Raw genomic sequence first — 14,604 nt, forward strand, 5'->3', positions numbered from 1 at the left:
CCCGCCGGTAATCAGCGCAGGAAGGGGTCCACGGCGACGGCGACGAACAGCAGCGTCGCGTAGGTGATCGACCAGTGGAACAGCCGCATCTCCTTCAGCTTGGCGCCGACCACACCGGCCTTCGCCCGCCCGTACAGGGCGTGCGCCTCGACCAGCCAGAAGGCGCCCAGCAGCACGGCGGCGGCCGCGTAGAACCAGCTCGCCGCACCCAGCGGCCACCACAGGGTCAGCGAGACCAGCACCATCACCCAGCTGTAGATGACGATCTGCCGGCCCACCACGACGTTGCCCGCCACGACCGGCAGCATGGGCACGCCGACGCGCGCGTAGTCGTCCTTCACCTTCATCGACAGCGGCCAGTAGTGCGGCGGCGTCCAGAAGAAGAGGACGAGGAAGAGGACGAAGGGCGCCCAGGCCAGTTCGTCCCGCACCGCCGACCACCCGATGAGCACCTGCATGCAGCCCGCGATGCCGCCCCAGACGATGTTCTGGGCCGTGCGGCGCTTGAGGCCGAGGGTGTAGACGAAGACGTAGTAGAGGATGGCCGTGAGGGACAGCGCCGCCGACAAGGGGTTGACGAGCACCCAGAACCAGGCGGTGGAAACCACCGAAAGCGTGATGCCGAAGACCAGGCACTCCCACGGCGCGACCATGCCGGTCACCAGCGGGCGCTGCTCCGTACGGTGCATGAGCGCGTCGATGTCACGGTCGATGTACATGTTGAGGGCGTTCGCGCCGCCCGCCGACATGTAGCCGCCGATCATGGTCGCCGCGACCAGCCAGAGGTCGGGCACACCGCCCGCCGCAAGGAACATCACCGGAACCGTCGTGATGAGCAGCAACTCGATGATGCGCGGCTTGGTCAGCGCCACGAACGCCATCACACGGGCACCGAACGGCCGGTGGCGATGGCTCGATCCGATGGCTCCGGCGGGCCGGGATTCGACGGCCGTCACGAACACCCCTGAGGAAAAGTCCAGCAAGCGGCTCCGCTTGCGCGTACCACGCCACTTTAGACGTAGCGGATACTCCACCCGCGCTCGGGGGTGGCACGTGTTGGCCTCCATAGCGCAAGAGAGGCGCAACCTGAAGGTGTTCTGTGTTCAACAGGCGAAGAAACGCTGACCGGGGCACGCTGGTGACACCACCGGTGCCGGGGAGGGAATGTGGCTGCCCGGGGATCGGTTGCCGCAGGCGTCGAGCCCAACACTCGAATAGGTGCACGTACGTGCAGGGGTAGGCTCGGCAACGCCCGGTGTGCACTTCGTCACCGGCGTAATACATGTGGAGAGGAGCCCTCTCAGGTGAGCACCGAGCCGACCACCACCGAGCTGGAGTGGACCGAGCTTGACAGGCGTGCGGTTGACACCGCCCGGGTTCTGGCGATGGATGCCGTGCAGAAGGTCGGCAACGGCCATCCGGGTACGGCGATGAGCCTCGCCCCCGCGGCCTACCTGCTGTTCCAGAAGCTGATGCGGCACGACCCCTCGGACGCCGGGTGGACCGGTCGCGACCGCTTCGTCCTCTCGCCGGGACACACGTCCCTGACGCTGTACACGCAGCTCTTCCTTTCGGGGTACGGCCTGGAGCTGGAGGACCTCAAGGCCTTCCGCACCTGGGGCTCGCGCACCCCCGGCCACCCCGAGCACGGTCACACCACGGGTGTGGAGACCACCACCGGCCCGCTGGGCCAGGGTGTCGCCAACGCGGTGGGCATGGCGATGGCCGCCCGCTACGAGCGCGGCCTGTTCGACCCGGACGCGGCGCCGGGCGAGTCGGTCTTCGACCACACCATCTGGGCGATCGTCTCCGACGGCGACCTGGAGGAGGGCATCTCCGCCGAGGCGTCCTCGCTGGCCGGGCACCAGAAGCTGGGCAATCTGATCGCCCTCTACGACGACAACCACATCTCGATCGAGGGCGACACCGCGACCGCCTTCTCCGAGGACGTGCTGAAGCGCTACGAGGCCTACGGCTGGCACGTGCAGCGCATCGAGCAGGACCCCTCGGGCGACTTCGACGTCCAGGCCCTTTACGCCGCCTTCGCGAAGGCCAAGGCCGTCACCGACCGCCCCTCGATCATCGCGGCCCGCACGATCATCGCCTGGCCCGCCCCGAACGCGCAGAACACCGAGGCCGCCCACGGCTCGGCGCTGGGCGACACCGAGGTCGCGGCCACCAAGAAGGTGCTGGGCTTCGACCCCGAGCAGGACTTCGAGGTCGTCCCCGAGGTGCTGGCGCACGCCCGCAAGGTCGCCGACCGCGGCCGTGAGGCCCACGCCGAGTGGACCAAGCGGTTCGAGGAGTGGCGCTCCGCCAACCCGGAGCGGGCCAGGACCTTCGACCGCATCCACGCCGGCGAGCTCCCGGCCGGCTGGGAGGACGTCGTCCCGGAGTTCCCCGCGGGCAAGGACGTCGCCACCCGCAAGGCCTCCGGTGAGGTGCTGAAGGCGCTGGGCGGCGTGATCCCCGAGCTGTGGGGCGGCTCCGCCGACCTGGCGGGCTCGAACCTCACCACCATCGACGCCTCGTCCTCGTTCCTCCCGGCGGACAACCCGCTGCCGGAGGCGAACCCGTACGGCCGCACCGTGCACTTCGGCATCCGCGAGCACGCCATGGGCTCGACCATGAACGGCATCGCGCTGCACGGCAACACCCGCGTCTACGGCGGCACCTTCCTGGTGTTCTCCGACTACATGCGCCCGGCGGTCCGCCTGGCGGCGCTGATGAAGCTGCCGGTCTCCTACGTCTGGACGCACGACTCCATCGGCCTGGGCGAGGACGGCCCGACCCACCAGCCGATCGAGCACCTGGCGGCGCTCCGCGCCATCCCCGGCCTCAACGTCGTCCGGCCGGCCGACGCCAACGAGACGGCGATCGCCTGGGCGGAGATCCTGCGCCGCCACACGGCCAAGCCCGCCCCGCACGGCGTGGCGCTGACCCGGCAGAACGTGCCGACCTACCCGGCGAACGAGGACGCGGTCAAGGGCGGGTACGTGCTGTTCGACGCCGAGGGCGGCCAGCCTCAGGTGATCCTGATCGCGACCGGCTCCGAGGTGCAGCTGGCCGTCGAGGCCCGCGCGCAGCTGCAGGCCGACGGCATCCCGGCGCGCGTGGTCTCCATGCCGTCCGTGGAGTGGTTCGAGGAGCAGGACCAGGCCTACCGCGACAGCGTCATCCCGCCGAACGTGCGGGCACGCGTCGCCGTCGAGGCCGGCATCGGGCTGACCTGGCACCGCTTCGTCGGTGACGCGGGCCGGATCGTGTCCCTGGAGCACTTCGGGGCAAGCGCCGATTACAAGGTCCTCTACCGCGAGTTCGGTCTGACCGCGGAGGCCGTGGCCGCCGCAGCGCGCGACTCGCTCGCCGCCGCCGCACGCTGACGCACAGACCCTTACGACGTACCGAGGAGATGCAGAACCCATGACAGACGCACTCAAGCGCCTCTCCGACGAGGGCGTGGCGATCTGGCTCGACGACCTGTCCCGCAAGCGGATCACCTCCGGCAACCTGGCCGAGCTCATGGACCAGAGCCACGTGGTCGGTGTCACCACCAACCCCTCGATCTTCCAGAAGGCGATCTCCAGCGGGGACGGCTACGAGCAGCAGCTCACCGACCTCGCCGCCCGGAAGCTGACGGTGGACGAGGCCCTGCGCATGATCACCACCGCTGACGTGCGCGACGCCGCCGACGTGCTGCGCCCGCTGTACGACGCCAGCGGCGGCCAGGACGGCCGGGTGTCCATCGAGGTCGACCCGCGTCTGGCGCACAACACCGCCGCCACCATCGCCGAGGCCAAGCAGCTCGCCTGGCTGGTGGACCGGCCCAACACCCTGATCAAGATCCCGGCCACCAAGGCGGGCCTGCCGGCCATCACCGAGGTGATCGGCCGGGGCATCAGCGTCAACGTCACGCTGATCTTCTCCCTGGAGCGCTACCGCGAGGTCATGGACGCCTACCTGGCGGGCCTGGAGAAGGCCCGGGCCGCAGGCCTGGACCTCTCCCTGATCCGCTCGGTGGCTTCCTTCTTCGTCTCGCGGGTGGACACCGAGATCGACAAGCGCCTGGAGAAGCTGGGCAGCGACGAGGCCAGGTCCCTCAAGGGCAAGGCCGCCGTCGCCAACGCCCGGCTCGCCTACCAGGCGTACGAGGAGGTCTTCTCCTCCGACCGCTGGCAGGCGCTGGAGCACGAGGGCGCGCACAAGCAGCGTCCGCTGTGGGCCTCCACCGGCGTGAAGGACCCGTCCTACCCGGACACCCTGTACGTGACCGAGCTGGTTGCCCCGGGCATCGTCAACACCATGCCCGAGGCCACGCTCGACGCGGTGGCCGACCACGGTGAGGTCACCGGCGACACCATCCGCGGCACGTACGAGCAGTCCCAGGGCGAGCTGGACGCGATCGCCGCGCTCGGCATCTCGTACGACGACGTCGTCCAGCTGCTGGAGGACGAGGGCGTCGAGAAGTTCGCGGCGTCCTGGAACGAGCTGCTGGCCTCGACCGAGGCCGAGCTCAAGCGCCTGGCGCCGAAGGAGGCGTAAGCACGTTGAGCAGCGCCAACCCGCTGCGTGACGCATCGGACCGACGGCTCCCGCGCATCGCGGGACCGTCGGGCCTGGTGATCTTCGGCGTCACGGGCGATTTGTCACGTAAAAAGCTGATGCCTGCCGTGTACGACCTCGCCAACCGCGGGCTGCTGCCGCCGGGCTTCTCGCTCGTCGGCTTCGCGCGCCGCGACTGGGCGGACGAGGACTTCGCGCAGGTCGTCCACGACTCCGTCAAGGAGCACGCGCGCACCCCCTTCCGCGAGGAGGTCTGGCAGCAGCTCTCCGAGGGGATGCGGTTCGTCCCCGGCGACTTCGACGACGACCAGGCCTTCGAGAAGCTGCGCGGCACGGTCGACGAACTGGACAAGGCCCGCGGTACGGGCGGCAACTTCGCCTTCTACCTCTCGGTGCCGCCCAAGTTCTTCCCGACCGTGGTCCAGCAGCTGAAGAAGCACGGGCTGTCCGACCCGCCCCAGGGTTCCTGGCGACGGGCCGTCATCGAGAAGCCCTTCGGCCACGACCTGGCCAGCGCCCAGGAGCTCAACCAGGTCGTCCACCAGGTCTTCCGTTCCCAGGACGTCTTCCGGATCGACCACTACCTGGGCAAGGAGACGGTCCAGAACATCCTGGCGCTGCGGTTCGCCAACACGATGTTCGAGCCGTTGTGGAACCGTTCCTACGTCGACCACGTGCAGATCACGATGGCCGAGGACATCGGCATCGGCGGCCGCGCCGGCTACTACGACGGCATCGGCGCCGCGCGCGACGTCATCCAGAACCACCTGCTGCAACTCCTCGCGCTGACCGCCATGGAGGAGCCCGCCTCCTTCGACGCCAAGTCGCTGGTGCAGGAGAAGCTCAAGGTCCTCCAGGCGGTCAAGCTGCCGGCGGACCTCGGCAGGCACACCGTGCGCGGGCAGTACGCGCACGGCTGGCAGGGCGGGGAGGAGGTGCTCGGGTACCTGGAGGAGGACGGCATCGACGCCAAGTCCAAGACCGACACCTACGCCGCCATCAAGCTGGCCATCGACAACCGCCGCTGGGCCGGGGTCCCCTTCTACCTGCGCGCCGGCAAGCGCCTGGGGCGCCGCGTCACCGAGATCGCGGTCGTCTTCCAGCGCGCCCCGCACTCCCCGTTCGACAACACCGCGACCGAGGAGCTCGGGCAGAACGCCCTGGTCATCCGGGTCCAGCCGGACGAGGGTGTGACGATCAGGTTCGGTTCCAAGGTGCCGGGCACCTCGATGGAGATCCGGGACGTGACGATGGACTTCGCCTACGGCGAGTCCTTCACCGAGTCCAGCCCGGAGGCCTACGAACGGCTGATCCTGGACGTCCTGCTCGGCGACGCCAACCTCTTCCCCCGGCACCAGGAGGTCGAGGAGTCCTGGCGGATCCTCGACCCGATCGAGGAGTACTGGGACCGGCACGGCAAGCCCGAGCAGTACACCGCGGGCACCTGGGGTCCGAAGGCGGCGGACGAGATGCTCGCACGAGACGGCAGGAGCTGGCGCCGGCCATGAACATCGATCTCACCGAGACGACCTCAAGCAAGATCAATTCGGCGCTGATCAAGGCGCGCAGGGCCATCGGCAGTCCGGCCGTCGGCATGGTGCTGACCCTCGTCATCGTCACCGACGAGGGCAACCACTACGACGCCCTCAAGGCCGCCTCCGACGCCTCGCGCGAGCACCCCTCGCGCATCCTGGTCGTCATCAAGCGCCCCGGCCGCTCCCCCCGCGACCGGCGCAGCGCCCGCCTCGACGCCGAGGTGCGCGTCGGCGGCGAGTCCGGCACCGGCGAGACCGTCCTGCTCCGCCTCCACGGCGAACTCGCCGACCACGCCGAGAGCGTCGTGCTGCCGCTGCTGCTGCCCGACGCCCCCGTCGTCGTCTGGTGGCCCGAGGACGCCCCGGCGAACCCCGCAGAGGACCTGCTGGGCCAGCTCGCGGCCCGCCGGATCACCGACGCGGCGGCGACCGAGGACCCGGTCGCCGCACTGGGACTGCGCGCCGAGACGTACACCCCCGGCGACACCGACCTGGCCTGGACCCGGATCACCCCGTGGCGCAGCGTGCTGGCCGCGGCCCTGGACCAGAAGGAGGCAGCGGTCAAGGGCGCCGTCGTCGAGGGCGAGGCGTACAACCCGAGCACGGAGCTGCTCGGGCTGTGGCTCGCCAGGCGGCTCGGCGTACCCGTCAGGCGGAAGGTCTCCGACGGCCCCGGCATCACCGCCGTACGGCTGGCGACCGCGGACGGCGAAATCTGCCTGGACCGGCCGACCGGCGCGCTGGCCGAGCTCGCCATCCCCGGCCAGCCCGACCGGCACGTGGCGCTGCAGCGGCGGGCGACCTCGGACCTGATCGCCGAGGAGCTGCGCCGGCTCGACCCCGACGAGGCGTACGCGGCCGCGGTCAAGTTCGGCGTGGACCGGCTGGGGCGCGCCGAGGACGCCGCCGAGCCGGCCGCCGCCGGGGCGGGGCCGGCCCAGAACGGCGGTTCGGACAAGGCGGCCGTCACGTGACCGCCCCCCAGGTGGTGGTCCACCGGGACAAGGAACTGATGGCGCAGGCCGCGGCGGCCCGGCTGATCACGAAGATCGTGGACGCCCAGGCCGCCCGCGGCTCCGCCTCGGTGGTGCTCACCGGCGGACGCAACGGCAACGCCCTGCTCGCCGCCCTGGCCGCCTCGCCGGCCAGGGACGCGGTGGACTGGACGCGGTTGGACCTGTGGTGGGGCGACGAGCGGTTCCTGCCCTCGGGCGATCCGGAGCGCAACGAGACCCAGGCCCGTGAGGCGCTGCTCGACGCGGTTCCGGTCGACCCGGCGCGGGTCCATCCCATGCCGCCCTCGGACGGGCCGCTCGGCAACGACGCGGACGCCGCGGCCGAGGCCTACGCCCAGGAACTGGCGGCGGCGGCCGGTCCCGAGGACCACGGGCCGGTGCCCTCCTTCGACGTGCTGATGCTCGGCGTGGGGCCGGACACGCACGTGGCCTCGCTCTTCCCCGGGCACCCCGGGGTCCGCGAGAGCGAGCGCACGGTCGTGGGCGTGCACGGCTCCCCCAAGCCGCCGCCGACCCGGATCTCGCTCACCCTGCCCGCCATCCGTGCCGCCCGCGAGGTGTGGCTGCTGGCGGCGGGCGAGGACAAGGCGGGCGCCGTGGCCATCGCCCTGTCCGGGCCCGGTGAGATCCAGGCCCCGGCGGCGGGTGCCCATGGGCGGGCCCGCACGTTGTGGCTGCTGGACCGTACGGCCGCCGCGAAGCTGCCCCCGCAGTTGTACCCGCCGTCCTCCCCGTGAGGCGGTGACCGGCGCGGGACGCGACGCAAGACGCCGGGCGGGCTCCTCGGAGCCCGCCCGGCGTCCTTCTACCGCCTCTGCGGCGTCTCAGCGGCCGCGCAGCGACCGGTAGGTGGCCACGAGGGCCTGGGAGGACGCGTCAAGACCGGGCACCTCGGCGCCCTCGGTCAGGGCCGGCTCCACGCGCTTGGCGAGGACCTTGCCCAGCTCGACGCCCCACTGGTCGAAGGAGTCGATGTTCCAGACCGCGCCCTGTACGAAGACCTTGTGCTCGTAGAGCGCCACCAGCTGCCCCAGCACCGACGGGGTCAGTTCCTTGGCGAGGACGGTCGTCGTCGGGTGGTTGCCGCGGAAGGTGCGGTGCGGGACCTGCGCCTCCGGGACGCCCTCGGCACGGACCTCCTCGCTGGTCTTGCCGAAGGCCAGCGCCTGCGTCTGGGCGAAGAAGTTGGCCATCAGCAGGTCGTGCTGGGCGGCGAAGGCCGGCTCCAGCTCACCGACCGGGTTGGCGAAGCCGATGAAGTCCGCGGGGATGAACTTCGTGCCCTGGTGCAGCAGCTGGTAGTAGGCGTGCTGCCCGTTGGTGCCGGGCGTGCCCCACACGACCGGGCCGGTCTGCCAGTCGACGGGCCGTCCCTCGCGGTCCACGTACTTGCCGTTGGACTCCATGTCGAGCTGCTGCAGGTAGGCCGTGAACTTCGACAGGTAGTGGCTGTACGGCAGGACCGCGTGCGCCTGCGCGTCGAAGAACTGGCCGTACCAGACGCCCAGCAGACCCATCAGCAGCGGCGCGTTGGCCTCCGGAGGGGCGGTGCGGAAGTGCTCGTCGACGAGGTGGAATCCGGCCAGCATCTCCCGGAACTGCTCCTCGCCGATGGCGATCATCAGCGAGAGCCCGATGGCGGACGGGTACGAGTAGCGCCCGCCGACCCAGTCCCAGAACTCGAACATGTTGTCGGTGTCGATGCCGAACTTGGAGACCTCCGCCGCGTTCGTGGACACCGCCACAAAGTGGAAGCGCACCGCGTCCTGGTCGCCGCCGAGCCCGTCGAGCAGCCACTCGCGCGCCGAGGTGGCGTTGGTGATGGTCTCGATGGTGGTGAACGTCTTGGACGCGACGATGAACAGCGTCTCGGCGGGGTCCAGGCCGTGCAGCGCCTCGTGGAGGTCGGCGCCGTCCACGTTGGAGACGAACCGGAAGGTGAGCCCGCGGTCGGTGAACGCGCGCAGCACCTCGTAGGCCATCGCCGGTCCCAGGTCGGAGCCGCCGATCCCGATGTTCACCACGTTCTTGATGCGGCGTCCGGTCGAGCCGACCCACTTGCCCGTGCGGACGGAGTTGGCGAAGCTCCCCATCCGGGTGAGCACGTGGTGGACCCCGGGCACGACGTTGACGCCGTCGACCGTGATCTCGGCCGACTGCGGGGCGCGCAGCGCCGTGTGCAGCACGGCGCGGTCCTCGGTGACGTTGATCTTCTCGCCGCTGAACATGGCGTCCCGCAGTGCGGCGACACCGGTGGCCGCCGCGAGGTCGCGCAGCAGACGCAGCGTCTCGTCGGTCACCAGGTGCTTGGAGTAGTCCAGATGGAGATCGCCGACCTGCACGGTGTAGCGCCGGGCGCGGTCCGGGTCGGCGGCGAACAGCTCCCGCAGGTGGGTCGCGCCCAGCTCCTCGTGGTGCTCGGCGAGCGCGTGCCACTCGGGGCGCTGGTCGAGACGGGTTCGGCCCTGCGTGTTGGTATCGGACATCAGTCCACTTCTCCTCGTCCTCCTGCTGCAGGTCCAAACTAGTTGATTACCTGCACGCCGTTGTTTCACCTCCGCCCTCTGGCGTGGTGACGATCGGACGAAGAGCAGGCAACGCGCAGCCCAGCACGGCGGCCGCGAGCAGCAGCGGGGTGTTCGGCCCGAGGATCTGCGCCGCGACGCCGCCCAGCAGGGCGCCGAGCGGAGCCCCCGCCACCCCCAGGGTGCGCATGGCCGCGCTCACCCTGCCCAGCAACTTCTCGGGCGTGCGCTGCTGCATCAGGGTGGTCTCGTTGACGTTCCACACCATGCCGAGGGCACCGAAGACGGCCAGGGCGGCCGCGGTCACCGGCAGGGAGCGCACGGTGCCGGCCACGACCAGGCAGCCGGCCTGGAGGGCCAGGCCCGGCGCGAGGCTCCTGACGCGACCGCCCAGCAGCGCGGAGAGCCGCCCCGCGGCCGCTCCCCCGGCCACGCTGCCCGCCCCGTAGGCGACCAGCACGAGGGCGTATCCCGTGTGCCCCGCGTGGAGCCAGCCGGTGACCTGGAGGACGAGGGTCGCCACCAGGGCGCCGATGCCCACGTTGACCACGGTGTTGGCCGTGCACAGCGCCCTGAGCACGCGGTCCCGCCACAGCACCCGTATGCCCTCGGCGATGTCCTGCCGCAGGGTGCGGCCCGCGGCCCGCGCCGCCCGTTCGGGTGCGGGCAGCCGCAGCGAGGCCACCAGCCCGGCCGCGACCGCGTAGGTGAGGGCGTCCACCCCGAACGGCAGCGCGGCCGTGAGGCCGAACAGCACCGGCACCAGCGGCGCGGCGAGGAAGGTCGCGGCCATGGTCTGACCGGTCATCAGACGGGCGTTGGCGCGGCCCAGGGACCGGGAGGGGACGACCGCCGGCAGCAGTGAGGTCGCCGCGTTGTCGAAGAGGGTCTGCAGTGTGGTCAGCGCGAACGCCAGCACGAGCAGCAACGCGATGCCCGCCCGGTCCAGCCACACCGCGAGCGCGAAGACGGCCGTGAGTGCGCCCCGCACGGCGTCCACGGCCCACATGGCGCGCCGTTGGTCCACCCGGTCGGCCACCGCCCCGCCGAGCAGCCCGAAGACGAGCCAGGGCACGAAGCCCGCGGCGGTGACGAGCGAGACCAGCAGTGGCGAGTCGGTCAGGCCCACGGCGAGCAGCGGCAGCGCCGCCGCACGCAGCCCGTCACCGAACCGCGAGACCGCCGCGGCCGTCCACAGCCGCCCGAACCCGCCCCGCCACTGCGGCGTGCGCTCCCGGCCCTGCACGATGCCGACGCTCATGGATCCCCCCGCTCACCGGTCCTCGACCTTCGTCACAGACCGTAGCGGGGGCCACTGACAACGCAGCGTCCGCGCTGGTCAGAACCCTCCGCGGTGCAGTCTCTCCCCGTAGTGGCGCTCCAGGACGAGGTTGCGCTCGAAGCCGCCGGGGACGTTGGCCGAGACGTACACCGGTGCCTGGTGGCCCTCGGCGGTCATCAGCCCGACGGCCTCGGCGACGGTCATCTGGACGAGCATGGCCGAGGTGATCGTGGAGATCCCGCACAGTGAGCCGCCGTCGGGCAGCGGGAGCAGGGCGTCGCCGGTCGGCGCGCCGTTGTCCAGGACGACGTCGGCGACGTCGGCAAGGCGCTTGCCCCCGGCGTGCAGCGCCGGGACGGAACGGGTGTGCAGCAGCGAGGTGAGGGCGATCAGCGGGTGGCCGGCGTCCTTCACGTGCAGGGCGAAGTCGACGATCGAGTTGTTGACGCCGGAGTTGGAGATGACGACGAAGACGTCCCGCGGATGCGGGGCGGCCAGTTCGTACAGACGCTTGCCGAGCCCCGGCGACCGCTCCAGCAACGGGTCGGAGAGCACCGAGAGGTCCTCGCCGCCCCGGAGCACCAGGTCCGACAGCCCGATGCGGTTGGTGGGGATGAGTCCACCGGCACGTCCGGCGATCTCCAGCGCCGTGGCCTGCGAGTGGCCGGTCCCGAAGGCCTGGACGATGCCGTCCGCGGCGACGCAGTCGGCGATCAGCCGGGCGGCGGCGGCCACGGAGTCCTTGTTGCCGGCGACCACGCGGTCGATGACCGTCCTCGCCTCGTCGGCGAAGCGTGCGGCGGTGGTCGTCACGTCGTCGGCCATGGCCGATTCCCCCTGAGTCCAGTGATCCGGCGGATGCTCCTCCGAAACGATGGACGAGAGGTCTAGTCCACGTCAATCCCCCGGTGGACGCCTCCTGTCGGCGCCGCCCGAACCGTCCGGTTCGCTCCCGCTCAGTCCCCGTTCACCCGCAGCCGGGCCAACGCCAGCGCGCCCGCACCGCCGTTGCGCACCGGCTGGACGTCCAGATCCATCTCCTCGGCACGGGCCACCACCCGGCCGAGCAACGGCCCCGTCGGGCCCAGCAGCCCGCCGGTGACGACCAGGGGTTCGCCCGGGCGCGGATCCAGCGCGGCGACGGTCGCGGCGAGTTCGTCCGCGGCGTCGTCCAGCAGGGAACCGGCGACCTCGTCGCCGTCCCGGTCGGCGGTGACGGCGAGCGGGCTCAACCGGGCCAGCCTGACCGGGGGTTCGGCGTACACCAGCGGCACCAGACGGTTGCGCAGCACGTGGCACTCATGGCCGCCGGGACGCTCCTGCGCGAGGTACGGGCCTCCGGGGGAACCCATGTAGTGGGAGAGCACGCCCTCGACGAGGATCGTCCACGGCCCGCGCCCGTCCAGCGCGCGCAGGGCGGCCCGCATGACCTCGCGGCCCAGCCAGAACCCGCTGCCCTCGTCGCCGATCAACCAGCCGTTGCCGTCCGCGACGAGGGTCTGCTGGCGCTTCTCGATCCGCGCGGCGACGGCTCCCGTCCCGGCGACCAGGGCCAGACCGTCCGCCGGCGTGCCCGGCGCGGAGGCGAAGGCGACCTCGATGTCGCCGCAGACCGTCACCTCGGGCGTGCCGACGCCGTGGCTGTCGAGCGCCGCCCGCAGACAGGAGGTTGCCAGTTCGTGCCCCGTCTCGGGGCCGGTGCCGAGCGCCGCACCGGCGAAGCCGCCCACGACGGACGTGACCTCGCCTCTGCGGTCCTCCGGGACCGCGCCGCGGATGGCGTCCGCGAGGTGCTGCGTCAGCGCCACACGTTCGACGGTCATCGCGTTGCCGGGCCCGCCCTCGCCCTCACCGAGCACCACGCCTTCGCGCGCCGCCTCGGCCAGGTAGGCGCGCGTCCGGGTTCCGCCCGCATCGATGCCGATCACCAGAGACACGACACGGAGTATACGTTTTGGTTACGCACAGTCGAAGGGACGCGACGGGCCCGGCCGCGAAAGAAGGGTCTTCCTCGCGGGCCGGGCCCGTGGAGTTTCAGCCGGTGCGGCTCAGATCTCGCCGCGCAGCTTGGCGAGCGCCTCGGCGAGGATCGCCTCGCCGTCGGCCGCGCTGCGCCGCTCCCGCACGTACGCCAGGTGCGTCTTGTACGGTTCGGTGCGCGGCGGCGCCGGGGGGTTCTCCTCGTCCTGTCCGGCCGGGAAGCCGCAGCGAGGGCAGTCCCAGGTCTCCGGGATCTGCGCGTCGCTCGCGAAACTCGGCCGGGTCTCGTGCCCGTTGGAGCACCAGAAGGAGATGCGCAGGCGCGGCGCGGACTCGCCCCGCTCGGCCTCTCCCATCGGCCCCGCCCCGACCCGACTGCCACGGATCGCGTTGCCACTTGCCACGGTCGTAACTCCCTGCGTGATGGTGCTGCGAGGTCGCCCAGTTTACGGAGACCGGTCCACCCCCCGCGCCTGCGGGGAAAGGGCACCGTATCCCATGACGCGCTCCCATGATAAGTCGCGCCGACGACGAAGCGTCACTTCTCCCCGGAAGCCGGGGACTCGGTCACTTCTGGAACTTCAGCAGAAGCCCGAGGGCGACAATGCACGCAAACCACAGCAGACCGATGACAACCGTGATCCGGTCGAGGTTGCGCTCGGCCACCGAGGAACCGCCGACGGACGACTGCATGCCGCCGCCGAACATGTCGGACAGACCGCCGCCCTTGCCCTTGTGCATCAGCACGAGCAGCAACAGCAGCAGGCTGAAGATGATGAGGGCGATGGAGAACCCGATGACCACAGCTGGACCAACTCTCTCGGTGACCTAGGACGACGCGGGGGCCGGGCCGCTGCCTGCTATGCAGCGCTCCGACCCCCGACAGAGTACTTCGGGCAGGGCCCGACAGCCTACTGCCGCGAAACTTACTGGTCGCGGAAGCGGATGATCTTGACGAACTCCTCCGGGTCCAGCGCCGCGCCGCCGACCAGGGCGCCGTCCACGTCCGGCTGCGCCATGATCGCCGCGATGTTGCCGGCCTTGACCGAGCCGCCGTACTGGATGCGGATCGCGTCGGCCACCTCCTGGCCGTACAGCTCGGCAAGACGGCCGCGGATCGCCCCGCAGACTTCCTGGGCGTCCTCGGGGGTGGCGACCTCGCCGGTGCCGATGGCCCACACCGGCTCGTAGGCGACGACCAGGGTCGCGGCCTGCTCGGCCGGGATGTCCTTCAGGGCGCCGTCGACCTGGGCGAGGGTGTACGCCACCTGCTCACCGGCCTTGCGGACGTCCAGGCCCTCGCCGACGCAGACGATCGGCGTCAGCTCGTGCCGGAACGCCGCCTTGACCTTGGCGTTCACCTGCTCGTCGGTCTCGTGGTGGTACTGGCGGCGCTCCGAGTGGCCGATGACCACGTACGAGCACTTCAGCTTGGCCAGCATCGAGCCGGAGATCTCACCGGTGTAGGCACCGGAGTCGTGCGCCGACAGGTCCTGGGCGCCGTACTTGATCTTCAGCTTGTCGGCCTCGATCAGGGTCTGCACCCCCCGGAGGTCGGTGAAGGGCGGCAGTACGACGGCCTCGACGGCGTCGAAGTCCTTGTCGTTGAGCGCGAAGGCGAGCTTCTGGACGTGGTGGATGGCCTCGAGGTGGTTGAGGTTCATCTTCCAGTTGCCCGCCATGATCGGCGTGCGCGAGGTCAT

At 71.0% G+C, this 14,604-nt stretch carries 13 protein-coding genes; 5 read left to right on the forward strand and 8 right to left on the reverse strand.

The genetic code is table 11. The annotated features are described in order from the left end of the window. Positions 1-11: 11 nt before the first annotated feature. Positions 12-956 carry a heme o synthase gene (locus AC1VWI_RS13460; RefSeq protein WP_499511227.1) on the reverse strand — a complete coding sequence of 315 codons (945 nt, stop codon included), beginning with the start codon at positions 954-956 and terminating at the stop codon, positions 12-14. 348 nt (positions 957-1,304) lie between these two features. Here AC1VWI_RS13460 and tkt point away from each other — a divergent pair, with 348 nt between their 5' ends. The 5 genes from tkt to pgl are packed head-to-tail and all read left to right on the forward strand — an operon-like array spanning position 1,305 to position 7,851. Further along, positions 1,305-3,383 carry a transketolase gene (tkt, locus tag AC1VWI_RS13465; protein WP_499511228.1) on the forward strand — a complete coding sequence of 693 codons (2,079 nt, stop codon included), beginning with the start codon at positions 1,305-1,307 and terminating at the stop codon, positions 3,381-3,383. Positions 3,384-3,423: 40 nt separating this feature from the next. Then, on the forward strand, positions 3,424-4,542 hold the full coding sequence (gene tal / locus AC1VWI_RS13470) for a transaldolase (RefSeq protein WP_499511229.1): 1,119 nt from the start codon (positions 3,424-3,426) through the stop codon (positions 4,540-4,542). 5 nt (positions 4,543-4,547) lie between these two features. Next, positions 4,548-6,071: a glucose-6-phosphate dehydrogenase gene (gene zwf / locus AC1VWI_RS13475; RefSeq protein WP_499511230.1), complete on the forward strand. Its 1,524-nt coding sequence runs from the start codon at positions 4,548-4,550 to the stop codon at positions 6,069-6,071. Continuing rightward, on the forward strand, positions 6,068-7,072 hold the full coding sequence (opcA, locus tag AC1VWI_RS13480; RefSeq protein ID WP_499511231.1) for a glucose-6-phosphate dehydrogenase assembly protein OpcA: 1,005 nt from the start codon (positions 6,068-6,070) through the stop codon (positions 7,070-7,072). The genes zwf and opcA overlap by 4 nt, the downstream gene beginning before the upstream one ends. Continuing rightward, positions 7,069-7,851 carry a 6-phosphogluconolactonase gene (pgl, locus tag AC1VWI_RS13485; RefSeq protein ID WP_499511232.1) on the forward strand — a complete coding sequence of 261 codons (783 nt, stop codon included), beginning with the start codon at positions 7,069-7,071 and terminating at the stop codon, positions 7,849-7,851. The genes opcA and pgl overlap by 4 nt, the downstream gene beginning before the upstream one ends. Positions 7,852-7,938: 87 nt before the next feature. Here pgl and pgi read toward each other — a convergent pair whose 3' ends face one another. The 7 genes from pgi to tpiA form a co-directional block, all read right to left on the reverse strand. Further along, on the reverse strand, positions 7,939-9,600 hold the full coding sequence (pgi, locus tag AC1VWI_RS13490) for a glucose-6-phosphate isomerase (protein ID WP_499511233.1): 1,662 nt from the start codon (positions 9,598-9,600) through the stop codon (positions 7,939-7,941). Positions 9,601-9,646: 46 nt separating this feature from the next. Then, a complete protein-coding gene (locus AC1VWI_RS13495; RefSeq protein WP_499511234.1) occupies positions 9,647-10,900 on the reverse strand; it encodes an MFS transporter in 1,254 nt (417 codons plus the stop codon). A gap of 78 nt (positions 10,901-10,978) precedes the next feature. Continuing rightward, positions 10,979-11,746, reverse strand: a complete 768-nt coding sequence (locus AC1VWI_RS13500) for a sugar isomerase domain-containing protein (protein WP_499511235.1) — start codon at positions 11,744-11,746, stop codon at positions 10,979-10,981. Between the two features lie 131 nt (positions 11,747-11,877). Next, positions 11,878-12,858, reverse strand: a complete 981-nt coding sequence (locus AC1VWI_RS13505) for an N-acetylglucosamine kinase (protein WP_499511236.1) — start codon at positions 12,856-12,858, stop codon at positions 11,878-11,880. A gap of 111 nt (positions 12,859-12,969) precedes the next feature. Then, positions 12,970-13,305 (reverse strand): RNA polymerase-binding protein RbpA, encoded by a 336-nt coding sequence (locus AC1VWI_RS13510; RefSeq protein ID WP_361803309.1) that lies wholly within the window; start codon positions 13,303-13,305, stop codon positions 12,970-12,972. 163 nt (positions 13,306-13,468) lie between these two features. Next, positions 13,469-13,705 carry a preprotein translocase subunit SecG gene (secG, locus tag AC1VWI_RS13515; RefSeq protein WP_018557252.1) on the reverse strand — a complete coding sequence of 79 codons (237 nt, stop codon included), beginning with the start codon at positions 13,703-13,705 and terminating at the stop codon, positions 13,469-13,471. Positions 13,706-13,827: 122 nt separating this feature from the next. Then, the gene (gene tpiA / locus AC1VWI_RS13520; RefSeq protein ID WP_499511237.1) at positions 13,828-14,604 is read right to left on the reverse strand and encodes a triose-phosphate isomerase; all 777 of its coding nucleotides are present in this window, start codon (positions 14,602-14,604) and stop codon (positions 13,828-13,830) included.

The organism is Streptomyces sp. TOM-9, from assembly GCF_056858595.1.

What these genes read in the sequence shown, in the direction of transcription:
- tpiA (WP_499511237.1), bottom strand. Translation starts at nt 14,604, where the DNA reads ATGACCTCGCGCACGCCGATCATGGCGGGCAACTGGAAGATGAACCTC.
- AC1VWI_RS13500 (WP_499511235.1), bottom strand. Translation starts at nt 11,746, where the DNA reads ATGGCCGACGACGTGACGACCACCGCCGCACGCTTCGCCGACGAGGCG.
- opcA (WP_499511231.1), top strand. Translation starts at nt 6,068, where the DNA reads ATGAACATCGATCTCACCGAGACGACCTCAAGCAAGATCAATTCGGCG.
- AC1VWI_RS13495 (WP_499511234.1), bottom strand. Translation starts at nt 10,900, where the DNA reads ATGAGCGTCGGCATCGTGCAGGGCCGGGAGCGCACGCCGCAGTGGCGG.
- tal (WP_499511229.1), top strand. Translation starts at nt 3,424, where the DNA reads ATGACAGACGCACTCAAGCGCCTCTCCGACGAGGGCGTGGCGATCTGG.
- pgi (WP_499511233.1), bottom strand. Translation starts at nt 9,600, where the DNA reads ATGTCCGATACCAACACGCAGGGCCGAACCCGTCTCGACCAGCGCCCC.